Source organism: Rugamonas rubra, assembly GCF_900114705.1.
GTDB lineage: Bacteria > Pseudomonadota > Gammaproteobacteria > Burkholderiales > Burkholderiaceae_D > Rugamonas > Rugamonas rubra.
The window spans coordinates 69,941-96,154 of record NZ_FOTW01000019.1 but is presented as its reverse complement, the minus strand read 5'-3'; the positions used below and the strand labels follow the sequence as shown (position 1 = coordinate 96,154).

22 protein-coding genes, 1 tRNA gene and 1 pseudogene are annotated in these 26,214 nt (G+C 66.7%); 12 read left to right on the top strand and 12 right to left on the bottom strand.

The genetic code is table 11. The features are described from left to right. Nucleotides 1-451 precede the first annotated feature (451 nt). Nucleotides 452-1,018 (top strand): hemerythrin domain-containing protein, encoded by a 567-nt coding sequence (locus BM252_RS19755; RefSeq protein WP_245774348.1) that lies wholly within the window; start codon nucleotides 452-454, stop codon nucleotides 1,016-1,018. Here the strand turns inward: BM252_RS19755 and BM252_RS19750 are convergent. Beyond that, nucleotides 997-2,046 (bottom strand): DUF4214 domain-containing protein, encoded by a 1,050-nt coding sequence (locus BM252_RS19750; RefSeq protein ID WP_174900591.1) that lies wholly within the window; start codon nucleotides 2,044-2,046, stop codon nucleotides 997-999. The two genes, BM252_RS19755 and BM252_RS19750, sit on opposite strands and share 22 nt — an antisense overlap. Before the next feature lie 98 nt (nucleotides 2,047-2,144). Next, nucleotides 2,145-3,686 carry a M20 family peptidase gene (locus tag BM252_RS19745; RefSeq protein ID WP_093389392.1) on the bottom strand — a complete coding sequence of 514 codons (1,542 nt, stop codon included), beginning with the start codon at nucleotides 3,684-3,686 and terminating at the stop codon, nucleotides 2,145-2,147. Between the two features lie 203 nt (nucleotides 3,687-3,889). Here BM252_RS19745 and BM252_RS19740 point away from each other — a divergent pair, with 203 nt between their 5' ends. Both BM252_RS19740 and BM252_RS19735 read left to right on the top strand, forming a co-directional pair. Further along, complete coding sequence (locus BM252_RS19740; RefSeq protein WP_093389391.1) at nucleotides 3,890-5,254, top strand: MFS transporter; 1,365 nt, start codon at nucleotides 3,890-3,892, stop codon at nucleotides 5,252-5,254. A gap of 132 nt (nucleotides 5,255-5,386) precedes the next feature. Then, entirely contained in the window at nucleotides 5,387-7,741 is a 2,355-nt protein-coding gene (locus tag BM252_RS19735; RefSeq protein WP_093389390.1) for a S9 family peptidase, read from the top strand. Between the two features lie 187 nt (nucleotides 7,742-7,928). Here the strand turns inward: BM252_RS19735 and BM252_RS19730 are convergent, their stop codons facing one another. After that, entirely contained in the window at nucleotides 7,929-9,350 is a 1,422-nt protein-coding gene (locus tag BM252_RS19730; protein WP_093389389.1) for a M20/M25/M40 family metallo-hydrolase, read from the bottom strand. A 149-nt stretch (nucleotides 9,351-9,499) separates the two neighbouring features. Between BM252_RS19730 and BM252_RS19725 the strand changes: the two genes are divergently transcribed. After that, a tRNA-Phe gene (locus BM252_RS19725) sits at nucleotides 9,500-9,575 on the top strand. A gap of 84 nt (nucleotides 9,576-9,659) precedes the next feature. Here BM252_RS19725 and BM252_RS19720 read toward each other — a convergent pair. Together BM252_RS19720 and BM252_RS19715 are read right to left on the bottom strand one after the other, a co-directional pair. Further along, nucleotides 9,660-9,968, bottom strand: coding sequence for a CcdB family protein (locus tag BM252_RS19720; RefSeq protein WP_093389388.1), 309 nt, complete (start codon nucleotides 9,966-9,968; stop codon nucleotides 9,660-9,662). Beyond that, complete coding sequence (locus tag BM252_RS19715) at nucleotides 9,955-10,293, bottom strand: hypothetical protein (RefSeq protein ID WP_093389387.1); 339 nt, start codon at nucleotides 10,291-10,293, stop codon at nucleotides 9,955-9,957. Before BM252_RS19715 ends, BM252_RS19720 begins: the two co-directional genes overlap by 14 nt. A gap of 479 nt (nucleotides 10,294-10,772) precedes the next feature. Here BM252_RS19715 and BM252_RS19705 point away from each other — a divergent pair, with 479 nt between their 5' ends. Next, entirely contained in the window at nucleotides 10,773-12,950 is a 2,178-nt protein-coding gene (locus BM252_RS19705) for a phosphocholine-specific phospholipase C (RefSeq protein ID WP_093389386.1), read from the top strand. 19 nt (nucleotides 12,951-12,969) lie between these two features. Beyond that, nucleotides 12,970-13,638, top strand: coding sequence for a PEP-CTERM sorting domain-containing protein (locus BM252_RS19700; protein ID WP_093389385.1), 669 nt, complete (start codon nucleotides 12,970-12,972; stop codon nucleotides 13,636-13,638). 48 nt (nucleotides 13,639-13,686) lie between these two features. On the opposite strand, the gene BM252_RS19695 is transcribed toward BM252_RS19700, so the two are convergent. From BM252_RS19695 to BM252_RS19680, 4 genes and pseudogenes are all read right to left on the bottom strand, one after another. Continuing rightward, nucleotides 13,687-14,868 (bottom strand): GGDEF domain-containing protein, encoded by a 1,182-nt coding sequence (locus BM252_RS19695; protein WP_093389384.1) that lies wholly within the window; start codon nucleotides 14,866-14,868, stop codon nucleotides 13,687-13,689. Nucleotides 14,869-15,086: 218 nt separating this feature from the next. Then, nucleotides 15,087-15,283: pseudogene (locus BM252_RS19690) on the bottom strand (VOC family protein); the annotation flags it as partial. Nucleotides 15,284-15,404: 121 nt separating this feature from the next. Continuing rightward, nucleotides 15,405-15,800, bottom strand: coding sequence for a type II toxin-antitoxin system VapC family toxin (locus tag BM252_RS19685; protein WP_093389383.1), 396 nt, complete (start codon nucleotides 15,798-15,800; stop codon nucleotides 15,405-15,407). Then, complete coding sequence (locus BM252_RS19680) at nucleotides 15,784-16,050, bottom strand: AbrB/MazE/SpoVT family DNA-binding domain-containing protein (RefSeq protein WP_093389382.1); 267 nt, start codon at nucleotides 16,048-16,050, stop codon at nucleotides 15,784-15,786. Before BM252_RS19680 ends, BM252_RS19685 begins: the two co-directional genes overlap by 17 nt. 520 nt (nucleotides 16,051-16,570) lie before the next feature. On the opposite strand from BM252_RS19680, the gene BM252_RS19675 reads away from it, so the two are divergent. Next, nucleotides 16,571-18,151: an isocitrate lyase gene (locus tag BM252_RS19675; RefSeq protein WP_093389381.1), complete on the top strand. Its 1,581-nt coding sequence runs from the start codon at nucleotides 16,571-16,573 to the stop codon at nucleotides 18,149-18,151. 70 nt (nucleotides 18,152-18,221) lie between these two features. Here BM252_RS19675 and BM252_RS19670 read toward each other — a convergent pair whose 3' ends face one another. After that, nucleotides 18,222-19,136: a LysR family transcriptional regulator gene (locus BM252_RS19670; RefSeq protein WP_093389380.1), complete on the bottom strand. Its 915-nt coding sequence runs from the start codon at nucleotides 19,134-19,136 to the stop codon at nucleotides 18,222-18,224. 127 nt (nucleotides 19,137-19,263) lie between these two features. On the opposite strand from BM252_RS19670, the gene BM252_RS19665 reads away from it, so the two are divergent. Both BM252_RS19665 and BM252_RS19660 read left to right on the top strand, forming a co-directional pair. Continuing rightward, the gene (locus BM252_RS19665) at nucleotides 19,264-20,499 is read left to right on the top strand and encodes an MFS transporter (protein ID WP_093389379.1); all 1,236 of its coding nucleotides are present in this window, start codon (nucleotides 19,264-19,266) and stop codon (nucleotides 20,497-20,499) included. 310 nt (nucleotides 20,500-20,809) lie between these two features. Continuing rightward, nucleotides 20,810-22,018 carry a TIGR04552 family protein gene (locus tag BM252_RS19660; protein ID WP_093389378.1) on the top strand — a complete coding sequence of 403 codons (1,209 nt, stop codon included), beginning with the start codon at nucleotides 20,810-20,812 and terminating at the stop codon, nucleotides 22,016-22,018. A 67-nt stretch (nucleotides 22,019-22,085) separates the two neighbouring features. Here BM252_RS19660 and BM252_RS19655 read toward each other — a convergent pair whose 3' ends face one another. Then, nucleotides 22,086-22,856, bottom strand: coding sequence for a ParA family protein (locus tag BM252_RS19655; protein WP_093389377.1), 771 nt, complete (start codon nucleotides 22,854-22,856; stop codon nucleotides 22,086-22,088). A gap of 213 nt (nucleotides 22,857-23,069) precedes the next feature. Between BM252_RS19655 and BM252_RS19650 the strand changes: the two genes are divergently transcribed. The 3 genes from BM252_RS19650 (at nucleotide 23,070) to BM252_RS19640 (ending at nucleotide 25,245) form a co-directional block, all read left to right on the top strand. Then, the gene (locus BM252_RS19650) at nucleotides 23,070-24,173 is read left to right on the top strand and encodes a DUF4214 domain-containing protein (RefSeq protein ID WP_093389376.1); all 1,104 of its coding nucleotides are present in this window, start codon (nucleotides 23,070-23,072) and stop codon (nucleotides 24,171-24,173) included. Between the two features lie 212 nt (nucleotides 24,174-24,385). Beyond that, complete coding sequence (locus tag BM252_RS19645; protein ID WP_093389455.1) at nucleotides 24,386-24,856, top strand: GNAT family N-acetyltransferase; 471 nt, start codon at nucleotides 24,386-24,388, stop codon at nucleotides 24,854-24,856. Then, entirely contained in the window at nucleotides 24,853-25,245 is a 393-nt protein-coding gene (locus tag BM252_RS19640) for a nucleotide pyrophosphohydrolase (protein ID WP_093389375.1), read from the top strand. The genes BM252_RS19645 and BM252_RS19640 overlap by 4 nt, the downstream gene beginning before the upstream one ends. Here the strand turns inward: BM252_RS19640 and BM252_RS19635 are convergent. Further along, nucleotides 25,239-26,123: an alpha/beta hydrolase gene (locus BM252_RS19635; protein WP_093389374.1), complete on the bottom strand. Its 885-nt coding sequence runs from the start codon at nucleotides 26,121-26,123 to the stop codon at nucleotides 25,239-25,241. The two genes, BM252_RS19640 and BM252_RS19635, sit on opposite strands and share 7 nt — an antisense overlap. Nucleotides 26,124-26,214 lie beyond the last annotated feature (91 nt).

Here is a 26,214-nt window from a genome sequence, read left to right as displayed (position 1 = left end):
TGGACAACAACAGCCCGCTATCAACAATACAACTATTCCGCGCCGCGCTGGCGGGCCAAACTTGCCGGACGCAACTGTTGCGCAACACTATCAAGTTGCATGGCGACAAAGCGCAAGGGTGCGGCGTCTGCTGCGTGGATTTGGCAACAAAGTGGCAACAAAGCGCTGTTTTCAAATGCCAAAACGGTGGCATAATTGTCAGCTCGGCGAATTGCATTTTGCAAAAACAGACCCGGCTTGACGCTCGCACAAGAGCTTTTCCTTGCCGGAAATGGCAACGCCCCGGAGGAGCCCGGCCCCGCCAATGTCTTGATGTTGATGCCTCGCGGACAGTTGTGAACAATTGTAAAGAGACGTTCTATGAGCCCGCCGGCGCGCTAAGGTGAAGCATTTTTCACGGAGGCGCACGGGCATGCCGCGCATCCGAGTTGGACGACATCCGGGAACCGCTATGCTGACTGCCACCTATGTCTTGTTGACACTATCCATCGAACAAAAGAAGGAACGCCACTTCATCTCGCGTCTGCTGCAGCACGTGCAGTCGATCGCCCGCAAACCGCAGGAGATCGATCCTGTGTTCATCGAATCCCAGCTCAACGAGCTGACCCGCTTCGCCGAGGCGCGCCACCAGCGCAAGGTCGAGGCCTGCCTGATGCCGGCGGTGCGCAACGCCAGCCGCGACGCCGGCCCGCTGCTGGCCGACCTGGAATCGCTCAGCCGGCTGGGCAACGCCATGCTGCGCGCCGTGCGCAAATGCCTGCGCCGCGCCATGCGGCGCAGCGCCACCCAGGGCAAGTTCCTCTGCCGCACCATCGACCTGTACTGCCACAACCTGCTCAAGCGCCTCGACAAGGAGGAGCAGGAGCTGCTGCCGCTGGCCCAGCGCGTCATTTCCAGCGACGACTGGTTCGAGATCGGCAGCATGTTCCTGGTGCAGGACCAGAAGGAGGCCCGGCTCGACGCCGCCCTGCCGCTGCGCCAGCAGAGCGGCTTCTATCAGATCGCCCAGGGCGCCTGAGCCACGCCCACCAGCTCCACCGCCCCTTGCGTATGCGCGATGTTGTGCGGCCCGTCGACGATCTTCTGCAGCGTGTCGAGCACGGTGCCCTCGAAGGCCAGCACGTTGGTGTGCTGGTCGACCTTGCCCAGCATGGCGCGGGTCAGTTCGACGAAGTTGCCCGTGGCGTAGGAGAAGTAATCGCCGGCGGTGTCCTGCGCCAGGTTGAAGTTGATGGCGGCGAGGACGCGGTTGTGCACCAGCGCGGCGTCGTCGCCGCCCAGCCGTTCGGCGCCTTCGAGGATGCTCAGGACCGCCACCGAACGGTTCAGCCGGCCCGAGTCGATCGCCTCGCTCCAGTAGGCCAGGCCGCCGGCGTCGGCCGCCCGGCCCAGAAATTGTTGATAAATCGCGCCGACGAACTGGCTGCTGTCGCCCCGGTACAAGGCGGCCGACTCGGCGCTGCCGGCCAGGCTGTCGAGCATACCGCCCAGCGCGCTGCCCGGCTTGGCGGCGGCGAGGAAATCGGCGGTGCTGCCGAGCGGCGCATGCAGCGCCTTCAAGTGCTCGGCCATGACTTCCAGGGTGCCGTGGTAGGCCGGCCGGCCGTAGTAGGCCACGTGCAGCGTCTCCGCCAGCGCCACATAGGCCGCCTCGAGCGGCTCCTCGGCGGCGCCGCCGGCGTTCAGGGCCACCGTGCAGTCGGTGAACTGCAGGCGCTCGACGTTGCGCAGGGCGACGACGTCGCCGGCCACGGCGCGCGAGCTGACGATCTCGCTGCCGGCGCCGCTGCCGACGGCCAGCGTGTAGACGGCATGGCTGTTGCGCAGTTCCACGGTGTCGACCGCGCCGCCACCGTTGATGCGGTCGTAGCCGCCGCCGGCGGCGAAGTACTCGGGCAGGTCGCCGCCGTCGAGCACGTCGTTGCCGGGTGTGCCGGCGACATACTTGGCGTTCGACGGATGCGGCAGGAAGTAGTCTATCGTGACCGGGAAGTCGGCGACGGCGGCCGGCGGCGCGAGGGAAACGGGAATGTCGGTGGAGGTCATATCGGGGTCGCTTTCCATATTAAAGTTATTATTCACAAAACATTTCAATAGTAACCATCGGGAAGCCGAGCGATTCTTTCCAATTCCCACAAAGCCGCTTATCTGCGCGTTTCGGCCCCGCCATTTTGTAACAGATCGTAATAGAAACCGATCATCTCCAGGTAGTTCTTGACGGCGATGCGCTCGTTGGTGCCGTGGAAGCGCGCCAGGTCGGCCGGACCGGCGCGCACCGGCGAGAACTTGTAGATGTTGTCGCTGAGGGCGGCGAAGTGGCGCGAGTCGGTCGCCCCCAGCACCAGGCCCGGCACCACCAGCGTGCCCGGGAACACCCGCCGCACGGTGCGGTTGAGCGCGCGGTACTGCGGCGTGTCGGTACGCGACACGGCCGACGGCTCGGACTGGCCCGGCTGCACGCTGAGCCGGATGGCCTCGTTGTCGACGGTGCGGCGCACGTGCTCGAGCACGCCGGCCACGCTGTCGCCGGGCAGCAGGCGGAAGTTGACGGTGGCGTCGGCCACGCCGGGCAGCACGTTGTCCTTGTTGCCGGCGTGGACGATGGTCAGCGCGGTGGTGCTGCGCAGCATGGCGTTGGTGCTGGCGCTCTGCTCCAGCTGGCGCTGCAGCAGCGGGCCGAACAGCCACAGGTTGGCCAGCGCGACGCGCTGCAGGCCGCCCATCTCCGGCGCCAGGGTGGCGAACATCTCCTGCGCCATGCCGCCCATCGAGGCCGGCAGCTGGTTGCGCTCGAGCCGCGCCAGCGCGGTGCTGAGCATGCCGATCGCGCTGGCCCTCGGCGGCATCGACGAGTGGCCCGGCGCCGTGGCCAGCGCCAGGTCGACGCTGACATAGCCCTTCTCGGCCACGCCGATCAGCGCGGCCGGCTTGTCGAGCCCGGCCAGGATGCCCTCGGTCACCAGCATGCCCTCGTCGAGCACGTAATCGAGCCGCACGCCGCGCGACTTGAGCAGCGCCGCCAGCGCCACCGCGCCACGGCCGCCGCCGACCTCCTCGTCGGCGCCGTAGGCCAGGTACAGGGTCTGGCGCGGCGCGAAGCCGGCCGCCAGCAGCGTCTCGACCGCCTCCATCTGCGCCAGCAGGCTGCCCTTGTCGTCCCAGGCGCCGCGGCCCCAGATGAAGCCGTCCTTGAGCACGCCGTCGAAGGGCGGCTGCTGCCAGTCGGCCTCGGTGCCGGGCGCCACCGGCACCACGTCCTGGTGCGCCATCCACAGGGCCGGCTGGGCGGCGGCGTCGCTGCCCTGCCAGGTGTAGAGCAGGCTGTGGCCGACCACCTCGCGCTTGAGCGCGGCGTGCAGGCGCGGGAAGGCCTGCGCCAGTTGCGCCTGCAGGCCGGCGAACTGGTCGGCGTTGGCCTCGGCGTCGCTGGCGCTGGCGATGGTGCGCCAGCGCAGCGCGGCGGCCAGGCGGCCGGCGGCGGCGGCCTCGTCGAGCGCCAGCGGTGGCGCCGGCGCCACCCGCAACTGGCGCGATTCGCTACGCAGGGTATTGAAAGCGAGCACGCCGGCCAGCGCCAGCACGGCCACCAACAGCCCCGCCAGCAGGCGCGGCAGCAAGCGCCTGCGCGCCCCCTGCGCGCGAACTTGGCCGGACTTTTCCTCGGTTCCTTGCTTGCTTTGATTCATCTATGTTCCCTCAGGATAGGTGAAACGGCGAAGGCGGCGGCGCCGCCGCGCGGCGGCCGACGCCGGCCCGTGTTGCTGCGTTGTTGTATCGATACCCGCCGCCCATTCTAATGCTTGCGCGCTGAATATCGTGCGGCTAATATCGGCAACATGGAGGTCTCCCTGCATACCGTCCCCGCCCTCGCCGCCGGAGCATCGTTCTGATGGCCCGCCCCGGCAATCTCGTACACCTGCGCGGCGCCGCCGGCATGGGCGCGATCTACCGCAAGGTCGGCTGGCACCTGCTGCCGCTGCTGATGCTGTGCCATCTGGTGGCCTATCTGGACCGGGTCAACCTGGGCTTCGCCCAGTTGCAGATGAAACAGACGCTGCCCTTCGCCGAGCCGGTCTACGCCTGGGGCGCCGGCCTGTTCTTCCTCGGCTACTTCCTCTTTTCCGTGCCCAGCAACCTGCTGCTCGAGCGGGTCGGCGTGCGCCAGACGCTGCTGCGCATCATGCTGTGCTGGGGCCTGGCGGCGGCGGCCGGCGCCTTCGTCCGCACGCCGCTGCAGTTCTATGTGCTGCGCTTCACGCTGGGCCTGTTCGAGGCCGGCTTCTACCCCGGCGCGATCCTCTACCTGACCTACTGGTTCCCGGCCGCCCGGCGCGGCCGCGCCATCGCCGTGTTCGGCAGCGCCGTGCTGCTCTCGGGCACCCTGGCCGGCCCGCTGTGCGGCCTGGTCCTGCGCTACCTCGACCAGTGGCACGGCCTGCTCGGCTGGCAATGGCTGTTCCTGCTGCAGGGCCTGCCCGCCGTGCTGCTCGGCCTGCTGGCCTGGGCCTGGCTGCCGGACCGCCCGGAAGACGCCGCCTGGCTCAGTCCGGCCGAGCTGCAACTGATGCAGCAGGAGCTCGACCCCGACCAGGCCGCCGCCGCGCCGGCCGCCGGCGCCGGCCGCGCCGCCCTGGCCGCGCTGCTGCGCGACCGCCTGCTGTATCTGCTGGCCCTGGCCACCTTCGTGCTCGGCGGCGCCGGCTACGCGCTGGTGTTCTGGCTACCCACCCTGATGCAGGGCTGGGGCCTGCGCGACCCGCTCCAGCTGGGCCTGTACAGCGTGCTGCCCAACCTGGCCGGCATCGCCGGCATGCTGCTGATCTGCCGCCACTCCGACCGCCGGCGCGAGCGGCGCTGGCACTTCGTCGCCTGCATGCTGCTGGCCGCCGGCGGCCTCGGCCTGGTGCTGGCGGCCGACAACGACCTGCCGCGCTCGCTGGCCGGCATCTCGCTGGCGGCCCTCGGCGCCGCCGCCGCCGCGCCGCTGTTCACCACCATCCTGACCGAGTACCTGGCGCCGGCGCGGGCGGCCGCCGGCCTGGCCCTGCTGAGCAGCTGCGGCATGCTCGGCGCCGCCGCCGGGCCGGCCCTGATCGGCCTGCTGCGCGCCCACGGCCAGGCCGGCGCCATGCTGCAGGTGCTGATCGGCCTGTACCTGCTGGCCGGCCTGTTGCTGCTGCTGGCCATGCGCGCCATGCCGGGCGGCCACAGCGCGCAGCGCCGCCAGCACCCCGACAACGCCGCCCATTCCTGAGGCGATTCCGCGCGCCGCCAGCGGCGCCCCTGTTACAGAACGATTGTTTCCCTCGCGACATACATGGGCTAGAATCTGGCTCGCGCGGCGATCCCGCGCTCCCGTTCACCCATCTTCAAAGCGACCCTACCCATGCGTTTTGCCCTTCCCCTGTTAGCAAGCCTGCTGGCCGCCTCGGCCTCGGCGCAGACCCCGATCACGCTCGACCAGGCGATGGCCCATCCCGACTGGATCGGCACCCCGGTGGAGGCCGCCTGGTGGGGCTGGGACAGCCGCCAGGTCTACTTCAAGCAAAAACGCGCCGGCTCGCCGCTGCGCGACATCTACCAGGCCGGCGCCGGCGCCGGCTTAAACCAGCTGGTCGACGACGGCCGGCTGGCCAAGCTCGACAGCCCCAACCCGGTCTACAACCGCGACCACAGCCGCGCCATCCTGCTGCGCAACGGCGACCTGTTCGAGCGCGACCTGAAGAGCGGCGCGCTGACCCAGATCCTGCGCGGCAACACGCCGGCCGCCGAGCCGCAGTACTCGGCCGACGGCGCCCACGTCCAGTTCCGCGTCGGCAACGACTGGTTCAGCTGGAGCCGCGCCGAGCGCCTGGTGGCGCCGCTGGCCATGCTGCGCGCCGACAAGGACCCGGACGCCGCGCCCGACGCCAACGGCCTGCGCGACTTGCAGCTGCGCCTGATCGCCACGCTGGCGCGGCAAAAGGACGAACGCGACGCCAACCGCCTGCGCGGCCAGCAGGAGCGCGCCGCCGACGCCACCCGTGCGCCGCTGCCGATCTACCTGGGCGACAAGGTCGTGCTGGCCGGCAGCGCGCTGTCGCCGGACGGCCGCCACCTGCTGGTGGTGACCTCGGTCAAGGGCGCCGACAGCGGCCGCGTCGGCAAGCTGGCCAAATACGTCACCGAGTCCGGCTACGAGGAATACGACGACCAGCGCAAGCGCGTCGGCCGCGACGGTCCGCTGGCGCAAAAGCTGCACCTGGTCGACCTGCGCAGCCGCGCCATCACCGAGCTGTCCTACGACGGCCTGCCCGGCATCGCCACCGACCCGCTGGCCGCGCTGCGCGCGGCGCAAAAGCTCGAGCCGCTGAAGGGCAGCCGCCCGGTCCACATCGAGCCCGAGGACGGCACCATCCAGTGGAGCGGCGACGGCAAGCAGGTCGCCGTGATGGTCCGCTCGCTCGACAACAAGGACCGCTGGATCGCCGGCGTCGACCTGGCCGGCGCCAAGCTCAAACCACTGCACCACCTGACGGACGCGGCCTGGATCAACTACCGCGGCAACGACTTCGGCTGGCTGCCCGACAACAGCACGCTGTGGTTCCAGTCCGAGGAAAGCGGCTACTCCCACCTGTACACGCAAACGGCCGACGGCAAGACGCGCGCCCTGACCCAGGGCAAGTGGGAAGCCTCGCGGCCCGAATGGACCGCCGACGGCGCCAGCGCCTACTTCGTCTGCAACCCCAAGCTGCCCGGCACCTACGAGGTGTGCGCCGTGTCGAGCAAGGACGGCGCGCTGCGCGAAGTGACCGCGCTGGGCGGCGTGGAGAGCTTCTCCCTGTCGCCCGACGGCCAGAAGGTGCTGCTGCGCTACTCGACCAGCTACCTGCCGCCGCAGGTGGCCACCGTGCCGTCCGCCGGCGGCAAGGCCAGCGTGCTGAGCGACACCCGCACGGCCGCCTTCAAAGCGCGCGAATGGATACAGCCGCAGATCGTCGCCGTGCCGTCGACCCACGGCGCCGACCCGGTCTGGGCCAAGCTGTACCGTCCGGCCAAGCTGGAGCAGGGCAAGAAGTATCCGATCGTGATGTTCGTCCACGGCGCCGGCTACCTGCAAAACGTCAGCCAACGCTACCCGAACTACTTCCGCGAGCAGATGTTCCACAACCTGCTGGTGGCGCGCGGCTACATCGTGCTCGACATGGACTACCGCGCCTCCGAGGGCTACGGGCGCAACTGGCGCACGGCGATCTACCGCCAGATGGGCCACCCGGAGCTGGAGGACTATGTCGACGGCGTCAACTGGCTGGTCGCCCAGCACCAGGGCGACGTCAAGAACGTCGGCGTCTACGGCGGCAGCTACGGCGGCTTCATGACCTTCATGGCGCTGATGCGCGAGCCGGAGCTGTTCAAGTCCGGCGCCGCGCTGCGCCCGGTGACCGACTGGACCACCTACGAGCACGGCTACACCTCGAACATCCTCAACACGCCCGACCTCGATCCGGAGGCCTACAAGAAGTCGTCGCCGATCGAGTACGCCGACAAGCTGCGCGGCAACCTGCTGATCGCCCACGGCATGGTCGACGACAACGTGTTCTACCAGGACTCGGTGCGCATGGCGCAGCGCCTGATCGAGCTGAAGAAGGACAACTGGGAACTGGCCAGCTATCCGCTGGAAAAGCACGGCTTCGTCCAGCCGGAGAGCTGGTACGACGAGTACCGCCGCATCTACCAGTTGTTTGAGCGCACGCTGAAGTAGGCGTCCGCACGGATCAGCGGAACGCCTGCAAACCCCAACGGCACAATCTAGGGTCAGACCCTCAGGGTCTGACCCTGGCTCTTCGCCGCCGGGGTTTGCCGGCATCCCCGGCACCTTGAGTCCCAGTAAAAAACGGGGCGGCCTTTGCAGGGCCGCCCCGTTTTACATTACAAGACGACGAGTCGCCCTATTCCGTGGCGATGCGCTTGCCCAGCCGATACAGGAACTCCTGGCCGTCGTACAGCGACTTGACGCGGATGTGTTCGTTCAAGCCGTGCGCGCCGCTGCCCTCGGGGCCGCTGAACATGCCGCTCACGCCGTAGGTCCAGATGCCGGCGTTGTTGAGGAAGCGGCCGTCGGTGCCGCCGGTCGACATGGTCGGGATCACCGGCACGCCCGGCCACATCGCCTCGCTGATCTGCTCCACCGCCGCCATGAAGGACGGCGTCAGCGGCGGGATCGGGCTGACCACGCCGACGCCGATGGGCGTGACGGCGATCTTCTCGTCGGCCAGCACGCGCAGCAGGGTCTGCCGGGTCTGCTCGATGTTCTCGCTCGGCAGGATGCGGCAGTTGACCACGGCGCGGGCGCGCTGCGGCAGCGCGTTGCTGGCGTGGCCGCCGTCGAGCATGGTGGCGACGCAGGTGGTGCGCACCTGGGCGTTGTGGAAGGGCGTGGCCGCGTACATGCGCGCCAGCGCGGCGCTGTCCGGCGGATCGTTGAGGATGGCCAGCATGTCGGCCGCCATCTGGCCGCTCTCCACCTTGGCCATGCGCTGGTAGTAGCTGCGCGTGATGTCCGACAAGGTGAACGGGAAGTCGAACTTGCCCAGGCGCGACAAGCCGTCGGCCAGGCGGACGATGGCGTTGTCGCGCGGCGGCACCGAGCTGTGGCCGCCCGGATTGGTCACCTCCAGCTGGAAGCTCTGGAAGATCTTCTCGCCGGCCTGCACGCTGTGGCGCAGCGGCTTGTCGTTCTTGTCGAGCATGCCGCCGCCGCCCTCGTTGAGGGCCAGCTCGGCGTCGATCAGCGGGCGGTGGTGCTTGAGCAGGAAGTCGACGCCGTCGTACTTCGAGGGGATGATCTCCTCGTCGCAGGTCAGCGCCAGGATCAGGTCGCGCTTGGCGGCCAGCTTCTCGCGCTTGAAGCGGATCATGTTCTCGACGAACACCGCCGCCATCGCCTTGTCGTCGCCGGCGCCGCGGGCGTAGAACATGCCGTTCTCCTCGACCAGCTTGAACGGGTCGCGCGTCCAGTCCTCGCGCTTGGCCTCGACCACGTCGACGTGGGCCAGCAGCAACAGCGGCTTCTTGCTGCCGTCGCCCTTCAGCCGCGCCACCAGGTTGCCCTTTTGCGGCGCGCCCGGCGGCGCCAGGATCTGCATGTCGCTGTCGCGGTAGCCGCCCCGCTTGAGCCGCGCCGCCATCTTGCTGACCGCCTTGGTGCAGGAGCCGACCGAGTCGGTGGTGTTGGTCTCCACCAGCTCCTGGTAGATCTCGCGCAACTGCCGCTGCGCCGGGGTCAGCGCGGCCGTCTCGGCGCCGGCCGGCTGGGACAGGCCGAGTCCGCTCAATACCACGCCCGCCAGCAACCGCTTGGCTTGTTTCATGTCGCTTCCTTTGTGTGAGTGTCGTGCCGAAGCGACAAAATTTATACCGGGTATGCAATAGTGTCAATCAGTGAATTTCCTTGCAGGAATAACAAATTGCACGGGGGACTAGCCAAACCCGGCCTTGGCCCGTTATAATTTCGCTCCTTGGCCTGGTAGCTCAGTTGGTAGAGCAGAGGATTGAAAATCCTTGTGTCGGTGGTTCGATTCCGCCCCGGGCCACCAAGAACAGTGTCAAAAACAAAACGCCAACCCATGCAGGTTGGCGTTTTCGTTTGCAGAACAGAAATTCCCAACATCCAGGAGCATTCAATACCCGCGTAGCATGAATTCAATGCACGACTCTGCGATCAACTGATCGCTCGCTGACAGCCGCCCCGCCTGCTGACGCAACAGAATCGCCGGCACTGCCAGAAGGTTGGGCGTGTCCATCACATATTCTTGATGATCGACCTCGATCAAGGCTTGCACACCATTCACGATTGCTCTGGGCGGCACATAGTGAGAAAGTGGTATGCACCACCTCGTGTTGAGCCGAACGAAATCACTCTGCACGTCGACGTACAGGCGATGGCGGGCCGCCTTGTTCGGATTGACGAATATGTCAAATCTCGCCATGATCGCCAGTTAACATTTCCGGATGCTCAGCCAGAAACCGCTGCAACTGTTCCGCGGCAGTCCCCTCTTCCTCGTTCTGGCGTGCGTAGTGCTCCAGCGCGACGCGGTTGTCCAGCGCCCATTGCGTGCAACCGTTGTAACCTCCGGGGGGCACCCACCCATCAGGCACTTGAAGAATCTGCGGCACCTGGGGGGGCGCGGTCGCCACGATACGGACCGGTATCAGTTCGAATCTGTCGCCGGGATGGAGGATGACGTCAAACAACTTGCCGGCATATTTCTTTCCCAGCGATATTTGGCCGCTGGCACCAACTTCCTTTAGCATATCGCCTCCATACTTTCATGCAATCATGCTGCACGATCAAAAGCATGTCAACAACTCGCGCCCAACAGCCGACGAGCGTCGACGCCTTGATTGAAAATCCTTACGTCGGCGGTTCGATTCCGCCCCCGGGCCACCAAGGACAGTGTCAAACAGAGCGCCAAGCCATGCGGCTTGGCGTCTTTGGTTAACAGCCCCTACAACTTCCATGCGGCCGGCGGCGGCGCCGACAGGCGCTGCCAGTCCACGCCCGCCACCAGCCAGCGCCATTGCTCGGCGCTCATCTGCCTGCAGGCGTCGCCAGGATTGTTACCGAAACAAGTGAATTGCTATCAAATTGCATGCCATGTCATCAACATTTCATCATTGTTGAGTAAGTTGTTGCCTTGCCTGACTTCAGTTTTCATATTTCCCTGACAATCGACCTGGATCAACCAAATGCATACTTTCAATTTCGCGCTCGCACGCACGCCGGTGCATGCATGAGCAGACGTGACTTCCTCCGCAAAATGGGCAAGTCGGCCGGCGCAAGTGCCGTGCTTGCGACCTTTCCACCGTCCATCCAAAAGGCGCTGGCCCTCCCCGCCAACCAGCGCACTCGCAGCCTGCAAGATGTTGAGCATATCGTCGTGCTGACGCAGGAGAACCGCAGTTTCGACCATTACTTTGGCACCCTGGAAGGGGTCAGGGGATTCGGCGATCCCTTTCCGATTCCGGTGATGGACCGGCAAAATCTATTCAATCGCAAATCGGTCTTCGTGCAGCGCTCTGTCGGAGGGGCGCCGGTGCCTGGCCGGCCCAACTGGCCCCAGGGCAGCGCCATCGCGCCGTTCCGGCTCAACACGGTGCAGAACTTTCCAGTCATGCGCGTGGCCGGGACGCCACATGCCTGGCTCGACGCCCAGCTGGCGTGGGACCACGGACGTATGAACGACTGGTGCACGGTCAAGCAGAACCACGCGATGGGCTATTACGCCGACGCCGACATTCCCTTCCAGTTCGCGCTCGCGCGTGCCTTTACCATCTGCGACCACTACCACTGCGCCACCCAGACCGGTACCAACACGAACCGGCTGTTTCTGTTCAGCGGCCACAACGATCCCCTGGCGGCCGCAGGCGGCCCATCGACTGACAACAGCCGCGACGACTTCAATCCGGACATGTCCACCGACTACTTGTGGACCACCTATCCGGAGCGACTCGAAGCGGCCGGTATCCGCTGGCAGGTTTACCAGAACATGGCGGACAACTTCACCGACAACTCGCTGGCGGGATTCCGCTCTTTCCGCAACGCGTGGTATCGCCGGCCGGGCTATTCGCAATCCCTGCGCGATCGCGGCACCACGACGCGTGACATCGACCTGCTCAAGGCCGACGTGCTGGCCAACCGCCTGCCACAGGTCAGCTGGGTCGTCGCGACCGCCGAAGGCTCCGAACACCCGGGTCCCTCGAGTCCTGCGTCGGGCGCCGACTACATCGCGCGCGTGCTGGACGCCCTGACCGCCAATCCCGAGAGCTGGAGCAAGACGGTCCTGCTCATCAACTTCGACGAGAACGACGGCTTCTTCGACCACATGCCACCGCCGGCGGTCCCTGCCTACACGAGTTACAACAGCAATCCGGCGCAGGCGCAGCTCGCCGGTGCCTCGACCGTCGACACGACCGGCGAGTACCATCACGTGCTCAACGGCGCCGATGCACGTACGCACCATCGCCCCTACGGTCTCGGGCCGCGCGTTCCGATGTACGTCATCTCGCCGTGGACCAAGGGCGGCTGGGTGAATTCGCAGGTCTTCGACCACACATCGGTGGTGCGTTTCATCGAGGCGCGTTTCGGTGTGCGCGAGCCGCTGATCAGCCCATGGCGCCGCGCGGTGAGCGGCAACCTGTTGTCCTGTTTCGACTTCGCCAACCCGAACGACAACGGCTTCACGCAACTGCTGCCGGAAACGGCTGCGCGGCGTTCGATGGCGCTGAGCCTGCCAAACACCAAGGTACCCGCAACGCCGACCAGCCTGACGGCACCCGTCCAGGCCGCCGGCGTGCGTCCGGCACGCGCCCTGCCCTACGAACTCCAGGTGCAGGCACAGGTGCCGCTCGGAGGCGGCCAGGTGGAGCTCAGATTCGACAACCTGGGCGAAGCCGGGGCGGTGTTTCATGTGTACGACCGCCTGGCGTTGGAGCAGGTCCCGCGCCGCTATACGGTCGAACCTGGCAAACAGCTCAAAGGCCGCTGGAACACCGCATCCGCCTACGATCTCTGGGTACTGGGACCGAACGGCTTTCATCGCCACATCGTTGGGGACGTGCGCGGTGACGGCAACGCCGCATGGCCGGAAATGAGCCTGCGCGCCGAACGCAGCGCCGGCGAACTGGTCATTGACCTGGTCAACAATGGCGCGCAGCCATGCACCTTCTTACTCACCGCCAACAAGTATTACGCGAACAAGCCGTTGGAAGTGCGCGTCGTCGCACGCTCGAGGAGCGCCGTCCGGCTTCCCCTGGCATCGAGTTCCAACTGGTACGACTACAGCCTGCGTGTGGCTGGCTCGCCGGGCTGGTTGCGCCGCTTCGCCGGCCATCTGGAAAACGGCTTGCCGTCGATCAGTGACCCGGCGATGCGCGGGGCAGCGCAACTCGACCAGTACCGCGTCATTTGATTTTTTTAAGGAGCTTTTCATGAAGTGCAAATTTTTCGTTGCCGCGGCCTTGTTCGCCGTGGCGTGTAGTGGCAAGGCTGACGTCATCTACGGTCAGAACCTCATTGTCAACGGCGATGCCGAAGCAGGCGTGAGCGGCTGGACCGGCTACACGGGTTACGACATGGTCCAGTCGGTGGACTATGGCAACAACTGGGTGCTGCCCACCCAGCCTGGCCCGGTCGATCGCGGAACAAAGATGTTCGCCGGCCTCGGGCAGTATGCAGTGGGCTCTCAGACCCTGGACTTCGGCGTGCCGACGGCCCATACCAGTTCCTATTCCCTGAGCGGATGGCTCGGCGGCTGGGCCGCCCAGGGCGACAACGCACTGTTCTTTGTGCAGTTTCTCGATGCGGCGAACAATGCGCTAGGAAACGCCTCGATCGGCCCCGTCACCCCGCAAGATCGCGGCAACCAGACAGGCCTGTACTACCGAGAGTCCGTCGGAATCATGCCTGCTGGCACCAGCAAGCTGTCGTTCTGGCTGTCGATGGAGCGTCTCGCTTCGAACGACAACGATGGCTACGCCGACAACCTGTCCTTCATCGCGAGCCCGGTACCGGAACCGGGCACGGCGTCGATGTTCGTGCTGGGCTTGGGCATGTTGGTCGGGGCGCTCCGCCGCAACAGGCGCGCGCCTATGGCGTAATTGGGGTCGTACGACGTCGACCAGCAGCGCGAACGCCGCTGATGCCCTTCAGGCCCCAACGGCCGAGACTGGGCAGGGCTCGCCGCTGACCACGCGGTCGCGGCCGCCCTGCTTGGCGGCGTACATGCGCTGGTCGGCGATCTCGACCAGCTGTTTCCAGTCGGCCGCCCGGTCGGCGCTCCACTCCGCGATGCCGATGCTGGCGGTCACCGGGCCGCCTTCCGGGCGCTCGCCGAAACCGGCCTTGCGCAGCCGGTCGATGGCCGTCGCCGCTTGATCGAGCATGGTGCGCGGCATGATCAGCAGGAATTCCTCGCCGCCCCAGCGCACCAGCACGTCGCCGTGACGCATGTGCTCGGTGACACTCTCGGTCATGGCGATCAGCGTGCGGTCGCCGGCCTCGTGGCCGAACTGGTCGTTGATGTGCTTGAAATGATCCAGGTCGAGGAAGGCGACGGCGAACGGTTCCTTGTTGCGCTGGGCGATGGTGAAATGCAGGTCCATGATTTCGGTGCCGCTGCTGCGCGAGAACGCGTTGGTCAGCGGATCGCGGATGGCCTGGCGCACCAGGGCGATCATGAAGGCGAGCTGGCAAATGCCGGCCAGCGAGGCCACGCCGGTGATCAGCACGAGCAGCCAGAACGCGCCGGCGAACGTCGGCCAGTCCATCACCGTCCAGCGCAGGTAGCCGGACACGGTCTGGCAGATCAGGATGGGGCTGGCGATGATGAAGCTCTCGACGATGGCGAGCGGGAACACGGCCAGTCCGGCCAACAGAACGAAGGGTAGGAAGGCATAACCGGCGCCGATCGCGGCGGACATTCCGGTCAGTTGGTAAGACGTCAGCAGGGTATGCGAGGCGACATAGAACAACGTCGGGATCGCGAACAGCAGGGCAATCGCCCGATACGCGTTGAACAGGTCGCCGTTGGAACGATAGTAGAACAGCAGGCTGGCAAACGCGGCGCAGGCGGCAAAGCGCATCAGCGCCAGTTGGCCCCACAGGGGAAAGGGGAACACGACGAAGTCGACCACGCTCCATATCGGGGTGAGCACGGCGAACAGGAAGGCGAACAGCCGGACCCGGTTGACGATCAAGATAGCCCGGCGTCGTGCCAGCAAGGACAGATGGGTGTGTGGAGAAAACAGCCAACCCAGCTCGCCTTGCGTCAGCTCGCCTGGCATCAACCCCGTCAAACGGTGCCAGATCATTTCGGAAAACTGATTCATGAGTGCCTATTCAACATCGCCTCAACGGGAACGTTCGGTGAAACCGCCTTCATTGCTTGGAACGGCCGGTCGTCAATGGATGATAATCAAATACAATTCTTGCCTCGCAGCAATCGTATTCGATGTGGACGCCGATGTCACCTGAGCATTCGCCTTTATTATCGTAAAACGCTGAATATGTACCGGTTTTGCCGCAACATCACTGCGCGGCGGTTTCGCCCCGCGTTGAGGCCGAGGCAGGCCACACCACACACCGTGAACTCGACGGTGAGCAGCTTACCCGCTTTGCCCCCGGAAAATCGGACGGCGCGCACTGCATCGCGCCGACTGTGCTGTCGGGAAAGGTGCGGGCGTAAAAGTGCGCGGCTTCCTCCGCGTCATGCTCATACCACAGACAGATCGTGTTCTTCTTCATCGTCACTCTCCTCTATTTGCCACCGGCTGGCCAGGCCGGAAGTCCGCGCTCTGCGGATCGCTATGCTGCACTATCCCATCGTTGGGCATGCCCTGCCCCCCGTTGCGCCACCAATACCCACCTATAACAGACGCGCGGATTGGCCCTGTGCCACCAGCAACGAGACCGCCTTCTTATCGAAGGAAACAAAGGTCTCGCCACCAAGCCAACTCCCCTCGTAGGCAATCACGCCGTCGGCGAAATCCCCTCCCGCTTCCAGCACCGCCAGCCCGGCCGCCACAGCGGGTCGATTCATTTCTACGTTTGCCGTGGCTATCAGCGCACGTATCGCCCGCGCGACATCCAGAATCTGCAAGCCATATGCCTTGCGCAACACCCAAACCAATTCACACAGCGTGGGAAGGGTCACCGCGATCAATGCCGCATCCAACAAGACCGCCGCCGCCTTCTGCGCTTGCACAGGGTCGTCCTGCACGACAGCTCGAACCAGGACGTTCGTATCAACGGTCAACTTCACGCGTATCCCCCGACCAGCCCTGCGCGCTTGCCTCGTTCATTTCCTCCAAAGTCGCAACTTTCTTTGTCCGGCCCGCAAGCAAACCGACAAAGCCAGCTATGCTTGCGCCGGACTGGGCAGCTTTCAGCATTCCCTTGGCATCAGGCAATAAGTCCAGTTCGATCTTGTCGCCGGGCTTGATGCCCAAATGCTGGAGCACTTCTTTTCTTAAGGTAACTTGCCCGCGTGCGGTAACCGTCAGTATCGCCATGATGTCATCCTCCTAGACCGGTGCATCAAAGTGTAATGCAACTACGCCTTACAATCAAAACGGGCTTGGCCTAGTAGCGAAGTAGGCCGTACCGAGGATCTAACAATCCTCGTGCCGTTGGTTCGATCCCACCGGTGATTTTTTTCCAGCCGGGCTGGCCAAAACTGCTGGCCTACGCGAAACCGGCGCTCAGCGCGGAGGAGCGCCACTTCCTCGATATCCCCAATTCCGAAATCGAACTCCACAATGTGAAACCGCCCCCCTGTGGAAAATACGCCCCCTCATTCCATTTTTTGAAAATTCATCCCACATCGCGAAAAACAAGATTTAAGTCATTGAAAATAAACGAATTAATTTAAGTTATATGTCTTATATAAGAGTTGGCGCAAACCAAAAAGACGTCTATCATTAATCCATGCAGTTTTGCTTTTACTTCAGCGCCGAGTCGGTGGCGGCTGAGCGGATTTAGCGGCGTTTAATATTACTTTATTAATTTTGTTTTATTATCTAGGAGAATCACATGTCACAATATCAAGACGATATCAAAGCCGTCGCCGGCCTCAAGGACAAAGAAGGCAGCGCCTGGAACGCCATCAACCCCGAGTCCGCCGCGCGCATGCGCGCCCAGAACCGCTTCAAGACCGGTCTGGACATCGCCAAGTACACCGCCAAGATCATGCGCCAGGACATGGCCGCCTACGACGCCGACCCTTCCCAGTACACCCAGTCGCTGGGTTGCTGGCACGGTTTCATCGGCCAGCAGAAGATGATTTCGATCAAGAAGCACTTCAACAGCACCGACCGCCGCTACCTCTACCTGTCGGGCTGGATGATCGCCGCGCTGCGCTCCGAGTTCGGCCCGCTGCCGGACCAGTCGATGCACGAGAAGACCGCCGTCGCCGGCCTGATCAAAGAGCTCTACACCTTCCTGCGCCAAGCCGACGCACGTGAGCTGGGCGGCCTGTTCCGCCAGCTGGACGCCGCCGAAGGCGCCGCCAAGCAAGCCATCCAGAGCCAGATCGACAACCACATCACCCACGTCGTGCCCATCATCGCCGACATCGACGCAGGTTTCGGCAACGCCGAGGCGACCTACCTGATGGCCAAGCAGATGATCGAAGCGGGCGCCTGCTGCATCCAGATCGAAAACCAGGTGTCCGACGAGAAGCAATGCGGCCACCAAGACGGCAAGGTCACCGTGCCGCACGAGGACTTCCTGGCCAAGATCCGCGCCGTGCGCTACGCCTTCCTCGAGCTGGGCGTGGACGACGGCCTGATCGTCGCCCGTACCGACTCGCTGGGCGCCGGCCTGACCAAGCAGATCGCCGTGACCCGCGAGCCGGGCGACCTGGGCGACCTGTACAACTCCTTCCTCGACGTCGAGGAAGTGTCGACCGCATCGATGAACAACGGCGACGTGGTCATCAAGCGCGGCGACAAGCTGCTGCGTCCTAAGCGCCTGCCAAGCAACCTGTTCCAGTTCCGCTCGGGTACCGGCGAAGAGCGTTGCGTGCTCGACTGCATCACCTCGCTGCAGAACGGCGCCGACCTGCTGTGGATCGAAACCGAAAAACCGCATATCGCCCAGATCGGCGGCATGGTCAAGGAGATCCGCAAGGTCATCCCGAACGCCAAGCTGGTCTACAACAACAGCCCGTCGTTCAACTGGACGCTGAACTTCCGTCAACAGATGTTCGACAGCATGAAGGCCGAAGGCAAGGACGTTGCCGCCTACGAGCGTAGCAAGCTGATGAGTGTCGAGTACGACGAAAGCGAACTGGCCAAGGCGGCCGACGAGAAGATCCGCACCTTCCAGGCCGACGCGGCACGTGAAGCCGGCATCTTCCACCACCTGATCACGCTGCCGACCTACCACACCGCCGCCTTGTCGACCGACAACCTGGCCAAGGACTACTTCGGCGACCAGGGCATGCTCGGCTACGTCGCCGGCGTGCAGCGCAAGGAAATCCGCCAGGGCATCGCCTGCGTCAAGCACCAGAACATGTCCGGTTCGGACATCGGCGACGACCACAAGGAATACTTCAGCGGCGAAGCGGCACTGAAGGCATCGGGCAAAGACAACACGATGAACCAGTTCTAAAAAATCCTCACCCGGTGTGAGCACACCCCGAAAGCCAAGCTGCCCAGCTTGGCTTTTTTCATTTCCGCGCTCAGCCGAGGCGCAAGTCCGGATCGGCGTCGAACAGCGCCGTCAGCCAGTTGGCGAAAACGTTCAGTTGCGGCAGCGCCATGCGGCCCCGGGGATACAGCAGCGAGACCGGCAAGGCGCTCGGCACGGCGTGCTCCAGCACCTCGACCAGGCGGCCCTGCGCCAGATGCTGGCGCACCTGGTAGGCCGCCGCCTGCGCCAGCCCCAGGCCCTGCAGGACGCACGAGAGGTAGGCGTCGGCGTCGTTGACGGCGACCGGCCCGCCGATCGCCACCTTGCGCGGCTTGCCGTCCTCCAGCCAGTCCCAATCGAAGGGGCGTCCGGTGCGGCCGGAGAAATGCACCACGCTGTGGTGGTGGCGCAGATCGGCGATGTCGCGCGGCGTGCCGTGGCGCGCCAAATAGGCCGGCGCCGCGCAGTTGAGGAAGCGCATGCTGCCGATCTGCCGCCCGATCAGCGCCGAATCCTGCAGATGGCCGACCCGCAGCGCGCAGTCCATGCCCTCCTGCACCACGTCGACCAGGCCGTCGCCCAGGCTGAGCAGCAGCTCGACCTCGGGATACGCGGCATGGAACTGGGCCAGCCGCGACACCACCACGTTGCGCCCCAGCGTGCCCGGTAGCGCGACCCGCAGCTTGCCCCGGGGCCGCTCGGCGTCCCGCCCGCGCAGCGACGCCTCGACGGTGTCGATCGCGGCCAGGATGTCGACGCACTGCTGGTAGTACACGGCGCCGTCGGCCGTCAGCGCCATGCGCCGGGTGGTCCGCTGCAGCAAGCGCGTGCCCAGCAAGGCCTCCAATTTCTGCATCGTCGCGCTCAGCGCCGAACGCGGCAGCAGGAGGATTTCGGCCGCCTTGGTGAAGCTGTTCGCCTCGACGATGCGCACAAAGGTCTGCATTGCCTTGATCTTGTCCACGCCGCCTCCGTCAATTGTTCACAAAATACGAAAAGTATAGACCTATTTTGCACTGATTATCTTGCAATCGCTTTTCCCTACACTGGCCAGGTTCGCTCACCCCCCCCCCACCCAAACGAGGAAAGCCATGACCCCGCATCCATCCAAAGACCCCGACATTTCACCCCGCCTGGTGCTGCTGCTGGCGCTGGCGTCGGGCCTGATCGTCGCCAATTTGTACTACGCGCAAACCCTGGTCGGCCCGATCAGCGCCGCCACCGGCCTGTCCAGCGGCGCGGCCGGCCTGATCGTCACCTTGACCCAGCTCGGCTACGCGCTCGGCCTGCTGTTCATCGTCCCGCTCGGCGACCTGGTCGAGAACCGCCGCCTGGTCACCGCCGCCCTGCTGCTGACCGCGCTGGCGCTGATGGCCGCCGCCGCCAGCACGCGGGCTTGGCAGTTCCTCGCCGCCGCCCTGCTGGTCGGCGTCGGCTCGGTCGCCGCCCAGGTGCTGGTGCCGTTCGCCGCCCACCTGTCGCGCGAAGAGACGCGCGGCCGCACGGTCGGCAAGGTGGTCAGCGGCCTGCTGCTCGGCATCATGCTGGCGCGCCCCGCCGCCAGCCTGGTCGCCAACTACGCCGGTTGGCAGCTGGTGTTCGGCGGCGCCTCGCTGTTGATCCTGCTGCTGGCGGCCGTGCTGTGGCGCCAACTGCCGCGCCGCGTGCCCGCCGCGACGCTGGGCTACAGCGAGCTGATCGGCTCGATGTGGCGCCTGTTCGCCACCACCCCGCTGCTGCGCCGCCGCGCCGCCTACCACGCCGGTCTGTTCGCTTCGTTCAGCCTGTTCTGGACCGTCGCGCCGATGCTGTTGGCGGGGCCGCGGTTCCAGCTGTCGCAGAACGGCATCGCCCTGTTCGCCCTGGTCGGCATGGCCGGCGCCGTCGCCTCGCCCTTCGCCGGCCGCCTGGCCGACGCCGGCCACACGCTGCCGGCGACGGCCGCCGCGCTGCTGCTGGGCATCTCAGGCTGCGCCCTGCCGTTGTTCGCGCCGGACTCGCGCCACGCCGCGCTGGCCCTGCTGGTGGCCGCCTCCATCGTCCTGGACATGGCGGTGGCCGCCAACCTGGTGCTGGGCCAGCGCGCCATCTTCGGCTTGCCGGCGCAGCAGCGCAGCCGCCTGAACGGCCTCTACTTCGCGCTGTTCTTCGCCGGCGGCGCGCTCGGTTCCGCCCTCGGCGCCTGGCTCTACGCGCGCTTCGGCTGGCAGGCGGCGATGTTGGCCGGGATGGCCTTCCCCGCCCTCGCGCTGCCGCTCTGGTTCGGCGAACTCGGCCAATCGGCCGGCACGCGGCGCGCCACGGCGGCGCCGGGCGACGCGGGCTAGTCCGCCGCCGCCCGCCCGGCTGGCGCCGCCGGCCGGCACGCGGCGCTATCGATCGGGACAAGTAGGGCGGCGCTGGCAAGGCGGCCCGAGCCGCCGCGCACGCCGCCCGAGGCGCGCGCAGTCGTTCAAAATTACAACAAAGCGCCGCGCCCCGGCGCGCTTGGCCGACGGGCATGTAGTATTGATTGACGACAATTCGGCCGGCTGCAATACTGGCTCGACTACCACGGCGCCGGCGCCGCGGGCCGGCGCACGCCGCCGCGGCGGATCGCGGCGGCGGCGCCGCCGCTCTCCATTCGACTGGGCGACCATGACCGCTTTGCATGCCACGCTCAAGAGCAAGCGCCGCTTCTCGCTCAACTGGGACTATCTGAACGCCATCGCCAGCGGCGTCTCGGCGATCGACCTGGGCGAGCTGGCCCTGCGCAACCTGCACGACGCCCGCCAGTTCGCCCGCGAGTACGGCTTCGACTTGGAGCAGCCGGCCGCCCACGCCATCATCGCCCGCGCCCACCAGGAGGCGCTCGAGTTCATCGTCGCCACCTTCCTCGCCGCCGGCCAGGAGCGCCTGATCCCGCCCGAGGTGGCGGCCCCGGCCGACCCGCTGCAGCTGCTGGTGTACGCCTCGCAGCGCGGCCAGCAGGCCGACATGTTGCGCATGTGGTCCTGCGCCGTGCTCAAGGTGATGCACGGCATCTTCTACATCGACAACAACCTCAAGCTGCGCCACTTCAACACCATCCGCGAGCAAGTCTTCGCCAGCCTCGACGAGGTGATCCGCCAGGACGGCGGCCAGTACTACCTGTCCGACGGCGAGGTCTGCCTACCGCTGCTGCACTACGACCGCAAGCGCAACAAGGGGCGCAACAGCATCCTGCTCAAGCTGCTGCAAAAGGCCGCCTACCTGGCCGCCGACATCTACGACCACCTCGGCGTGCGGCTGACCTTCGCCACCCGTTTCGAATGCCTGCTGGCGCTGCGCTCGCTGCAGCGGGCCCACCTGCTGTCGGTCACCAACGTCGACTCCCAGCGCACCCGCAACACCCTGCTCGACCTCGACGCGGCCAAGCAGGTGTTCACCAAGTACCGCGCCGCGCTCGAGCACAGCGCGGACTATCCGGCGGCGCTGCTGCAGCGGATGGACCAGGAGATGGCGGCGCTGGCGCAGCCGCAGACGCGCAGCGACAACCCGCACAGCGGCGAGGGCTTCGCCAGCATCCAGGTGACGGTGCGCAAGATGATCCACCTGCAGGGCGAGGCCGGCGCCGCCCACGCGCCGGCCGAGCTGGCCTACCGTGGCGGCGAGCAGGGCGGCGCCGGCCAGGACTACGACATCGGCTTCTTCTTCGAGTACGAGATCCAGCTGATGGACCAGGCCAGCCACGAGCGCAGCCTGAGCGGGCCGGCCAGCCACGACGCCTACAAGCGGCGCCAGGTCGACACGGCGCGCCTGCGCGTGTTCGGCCGCGCCCTGCTGGACTGGATCGCCGCGCACGGCGGCGGCGCCGGCGCGCCCTAGGCGTTCCGGCCTTGCCCCCCGGCCTTGGCTCCCGGCCTTGGCCCCCGGCCTTGGCCCTAGGCCCGGCCTAGGCGGCCTGCAGCTCGCGGAACAGCTCGACGAACTCCAGGCTCAGCTTGTGGCGCGGGTCGAGGTGGATCATCGGCCGGTTCAGCTCGTGCGACTCGCGGATGCGGATCGAGCTCGACAGCTTGCTGGCCAGCACCGGCAGGCCCTCGGCCAGCAGCTCGTCGACCATCCGTTGCGGCAGCAGCGCGCGCGGCTGGAACTGGTTGACGATGATGCCCTCGATCTGCAGCGCCGGGTTGTGGTCGGCGCGGATCTCGGCGACGTTGTTGACCAGCGTGTAGAGGGCCTGGCGCGAGAAGTCGTCGCAGTCGAAGGGGATCAGGCAGCGGTCGGCGGCGATCAGCGCCGACTGGGTGAAGAAGTTGTAGGCCGGCGGCGTGTCGACGAAGATCTCGTCGTAGTCCTGGGCCAGCTCGTTGAGCGTGTCGCGCAGCTTGTAGATCTTGTGGCGCGACTCGAGCTTGGACTGCAGGTCGCCGATCTCCGGGTTCGACACCATGATGGACAGGTTCTCGAACGGCGTCGGGTGGACGAACTGCGCGGCCGGCCTGGGAAACATGCTGAAGCTGAGCATCTGCTCGAAGTAGGCCGCCACGGTCGGCGCCAGCTCGCCGGCCGCCTGGCCCAGCAGGTAGCGGCTGGCGTTGCACTGCGGATCGATGTCGATCAACAGGGTGCGCTTGCCCTGGTGCGCCGCGATGGCCGCCAGATTGACCGCGATCGTCGATTTGCCGACGCCGCCCTTTTGGTTGAAGATCACCCGTTTCATCCGGCCCGCCCGTTAAATAAATGATAGCGTCGATTCTAGCAGAATGCTGCGCTGCAATAGCGGCATTCCGTCCGCCGGCGCCGCCGGCGCGCCCACTTGTTGCGCCGCGACAGCGGTGCGCCGGGCGCGCGCCGGCGCCGCCGTTGGATTTCCATTAGACAATAAGTTCCAATTTAAGTAAGATTGCACAAAACTTAAACAGGATCCGCCACCATGAGCAACCCCACCTTCAACCTCGGCAACCACCGCTACGAACTGGTGCAGCAAGACCTGAACTGGGCCGACGCGGCCGCCATGGCGCAGGCGCAGGGCGGCCACCTGGCCGGCCTCGGCAGCGAGGAGGAGAACGCCGCCGTGTTCCAGGCCGTGACCGCCCTGTTGAAGGGACGCGCCGCGCCGACGGCGGCCGACGGCGGCGCCGCCGCCTACCTCTGGCTGGGCGGCAGCGACCAGGGCGCCGGCGCCGAGTGGCACTGGCAGGACGGCAGCGCCTTCGACTACAACAACTGGGGCTACGGCCCCTGGGGCCAGGAGCCGGACAACTTCACCGACCCGACGCTGGCGCCCGACGGCCAGCACCGCGCCGCGCTGGCGCTCGAGGCCTGGCCGAAGGGCGACGGCGCGCTGGGCTCGGCGGCGCAGTGGAACGACCTGAGCCAGCATGACAAGCTGTGGTCGCTGATCGAGTACGACACGCCGCACCACGTCCTCAAGGGCACGGCGGCGGCCGAGCTGATCGACACCGATCCGCGCGCCCACAGCACGGTCGACGGCGGCGCCGGCGCCGACACGGTGCGGGTCCACTTCACCCAGGACAGCTACCTGTTCAGCCAGGACGCCAAGGGCATGCACCTGGTCGGCAACGACGCCGACCTGGACCTGAGCAACGTCGAACGGATCCGCTTCGACGACGTGGCCGTGGCCTACGATGTCGGCGGCGACGCCACCGGCGGCCAGGCCTACCGGCTGTACCAGGCGGCCTTCGACCGCGAACCCGACGCCGGCGGCCTGGGCTTTTGGATGGCCACGCTCGACAAGGGCCACAGCCTGACCGAGGTGGCCCAGTCCTTCGTCACCAGCCCGGAGTTCATCAACGCCAACGGCGCCGACCTGGCGCCGGAGGAGTTCATCGTCAAAATGTACGCCAACGTGCTGCACCGCGCCCCGGACGGCGGCGGACTGGACTTCTGGAAGGGCATCATGGCGGCCGGCCACAGCCAGGCCGAGGTGCTCGCCGCCTTCAGCCAGAGTCCGGAAAACCAGGCCCAGGTGGCGGCGGTGATCGGCCAGGGCTTCACCTACACGCCCTACGAATAGGCGGCGCAACGCCGGCCGGCGCCGGCCGCGCCGAGATCGCGCTGATCGTCTCGGCCCCGCCCTGCTCGGCCACATCGAGCGCAGCGCCCTCGACAGCAGCGTCAAGGCGGTGCTGGCGCTGCGCTGGCGGCGGTGTTAGCATGGACGGCGCCGCCCGCCGGGCCGCCCGCGCCGCCGCCGCGCCGCCGCCACCGCCATCCGCCACCACCGCCATGCCCATCGCCTTCGAATCCCCCGACCAAGCCGACGTGATCGCCCTGATCGCCGAACTCGACGCCTACCAGTTGACGCTGTATCCGCCCGAATCGGTGTACGCGCTGGACCTGGCCACGCTCAAGCAGCCGCACGTGCTGTTCGCCGTCGCCCGCGACGAGGCCGGCGCCGCCCTCGGCTGCGCCGCCATCGTGCTGGGGCCGGAATACGGCGAGCTCAAACGCATGTACCTGCGCCCCGCCGGCCGTGGCACGGGCCTGGCCGACGCCCTGCTGAGCCAGCTCGAGGCGGCGGCGCGGGCGCGCGGCTGCCACCAGTTCGCCCTCGAGACGGGACCGGCGCAACCGGCCGCGCTGGCGCTCTACGCGCGCCACGGCTACCAGCGCTGCGGCCCCTACGGCGACTACCTCGACGATCCGCTCAGCGTCTTCATGCGCAAGCCGGCGCCCGGCCAGGCCGAGGCGGCGTGAGCGCGCCGCCGTCCGCGCCGGCGTCCGCCGCCGCCCTGCCGGCCGACAGCCTGCTGGAACTGCGCGAGCTGACCCGCCGCTTCGCCCGCGCCCGCGACTGGGAGCAGTTCCACACGCCGAAGAACCTGGCGATGGCCCTGTCGGTCGAGGTGGCCGAGCTGGCCGAGCACTTCCAGTGGCTGGCCACCGGCGCCGACGCCGAACTCGACGCGCCCGCCCGCGAGGGCATCCGCCAGGAGCTGGCCGACGTGCTGCTCTACCTGGTGCAGTTGGCCGACCAGTGCCAGGTCGACCTGCGCCAGGCGGCGCTGGAGAAGATCGCGCTGAACGGCGAAAAATATCCGGCCGAGGTGGTGCGCGGCGACGCCCGCAAGTCCGACCGCTACTGAGCCGGCGCCAGGCCCAGCATGGCGCGGATGCGCGCGCCGACGATCAGCCAGGCCGGCGAGCCGGCCGCCACCTCGTCGTAGTGGCTGGCGCCGGGCAGCACGATGAACTCGACCTTGTCGCCGGCGATGCGGGCGCGCTTGGCGAAGTCGGCGCCGGCGCGCGGCGGCGACACCGTGTCGAACTGGCCGTGGATCAGCGCCGTCGGCAGGCCGACCGGCAGCAGCTCGCCGGGCGAGGTGTCGGCGAACACGTCGGGCCGCGCCGCGCTGGGCAGGCCGGTCAGCTGCACCATGTCGCGCGCGCAGCTGCTCTTGATCAGCGCCTCCTCGCGGCGCAGGTCGGCCAGGCCGCCCAGGCTGATCAACCCCGTCGCCGGCAGCGGCTCGGCCACATACAGCGGACTGGCCTCGGGCAGGCGCGCGCGCGCCGCCGCCCACTGCGCCAGGTGGCCGCCGGCCGAATGGCCGAGCAACACCAGCCGGCCCAGGTCGAGGCCGTGCTGCGGCGCCACGTCGCGCAGCAGGTCGATGGCCTCGGCCACGTCGCGGTAGGTGCCGGGGTAGCCGCCGCCGGCCTCGTCGACGCGGCGGTACTCGACGTTCCACACGGCGATGCCCTGCCGGCTCAGCGCCTCGGCCATGTTGTGCATCTGCGCGATGCCGCCGAACTCCACCGTCCAGCAACCGCCGTGGATCAGCACCACCAGCGGGAAGGGGCCGGCGCCGGCCGGCATGAACAACTCGACGAACTGCGAGGGCGCGTCGCCGTACGCGATGTGGCGGTCGGGCCGGCGGCCGCCCAAGGCCAGATAATCCTGCAGGCTCAGCGGCGCCGTCACCTGTGCGGCGGCGGGAAATTGCTCGGGATGCTGCGGCATGCGCTTCCTTTCGGAGTGGGGTGGGCAGCCTCGCATGCTACACGCAAGCGCCGCCGCGCACATGCGCGGCGCAAAAAAAAACCGCGCCGGA

Coding starts and splice junctions, on each gene's coding strand:
- BM252_RS19755 (WP_245774348.1), top strand. CDS start 452: ATGCTGACTGCCACCTATGTCTTGTTGACACTATCCATCGAACAAAAG.
- BM252_RS19750 (WP_174900591.1), bottom strand. CDS start 2,046: ATGACCTCCACCGACATTCCCGTTTCCCTCGCGCCGCCGGCCGCCGTC.
- BM252_RS19745 (WP_093389392.1), bottom strand. CDS start 3,686: ATGAATCAAAGCAAGCAAGGAACCGAGGAAAAGTCCGGCCAAGTTCGC.
- BM252_RS19740 (WP_093389391.1), top strand. CDS start 3,890: ATGGCCCGCCCCGGCAATCTCGTACACCTGCGCGGCGCCGCCGGCATG.
- BM252_RS19735 (WP_093389390.1), top strand. CDS start 5,387: ATGCGTTTTGCCCTTCCCCTGTTAGCAAGCCTGCTGGCCGCCTCGGCC.
- BM252_RS19730 (WP_093389389.1), bottom strand. CDS start 9,350: ATGAAACAAGCCAAGCGGTTGCTGGCGGGCGTGGTATTGAGCGGACTC.
- BM252_RS19720 (WP_093389388.1), bottom strand. CDS start 9,968: ATGGCGAGATTTGACATATTCGTCAATCCGAACAAGGCGGCCCGCCAT.
- BM252_RS19715 (WP_093389387.1), bottom strand. CDS start 10,293: ATGCTAAAGGAAGTTGGTGCCAGCGGCCAAATATCGCTGGGAAAGAAA.
- BM252_RS19705 (WP_093389386.1), top strand. CDS start 10,773: ATGAGCAGACGTGACTTCCTCCGCAAAATGGGCAAGTCGGCCGGCGCA.
- BM252_RS19700 (WP_093389385.1), top strand. CDS start 12,970: ATGAAGTGCAAATTTTTCGTTGCCGCGGCCTTGTTCGCCGTGGCGTGT.
- BM252_RS19695 (WP_093389384.1), bottom strand. CDS start 14,868: ATGAATCAGTTTTCCGAAATGATCTGGCACCGTTTGACGGGGTTGATG.
- BM252_RS19680 (WP_093389382.1), bottom strand. CDS start 16,050: ATGGCGATACTGACGGTTACCGCACGCGGGCAAGTTACCTTAAGAAAA.
- BM252_RS19675 (WP_093389381.1), top strand. CDS start 16,571: ATGTCACAATATCAAGACGATATCAAAGCCGTCGCCGGCCTCAAGGAC.
- BM252_RS19665 (WP_093389379.1), top strand. CDS start 19,264: ATGACCCCGCATCCATCCAAAGACCCCGACATTTCACCCCGCCTGGTG.
- BM252_RS19660 (WP_093389378.1), top strand. CDS start 20,810: ATGACCGCTTTGCATGCCACGCTCAAGAGCAAGCGCCGCTTCTCGCTC.
- BM252_RS19655 (WP_093389377.1), bottom strand. CDS start 22,856: ATGAAACGGGTGATCTTCAACCAAAAGGGCGGCGTCGGCAAATCGACG.
- BM252_RS19650 (WP_093389376.1), top strand. CDS start 23,070: ATGAGCAACCCCACCTTCAACCTCGGCAACCACCGCTACGAACTGGTG.
- BM252_RS19645 (WP_093389455.1), top strand. CDS start 24,386: ATGCCCATCGCCTTCGAATCCCCCGACCAAGCCGACGTGATCGCCCTG.
- BM252_RS19635 (WP_093389374.1), bottom strand. CDS start 26,123: ATGCCGCAGCATCCCGAGCAATTTCCCGCCGCCGCACAGGTGACGGCG.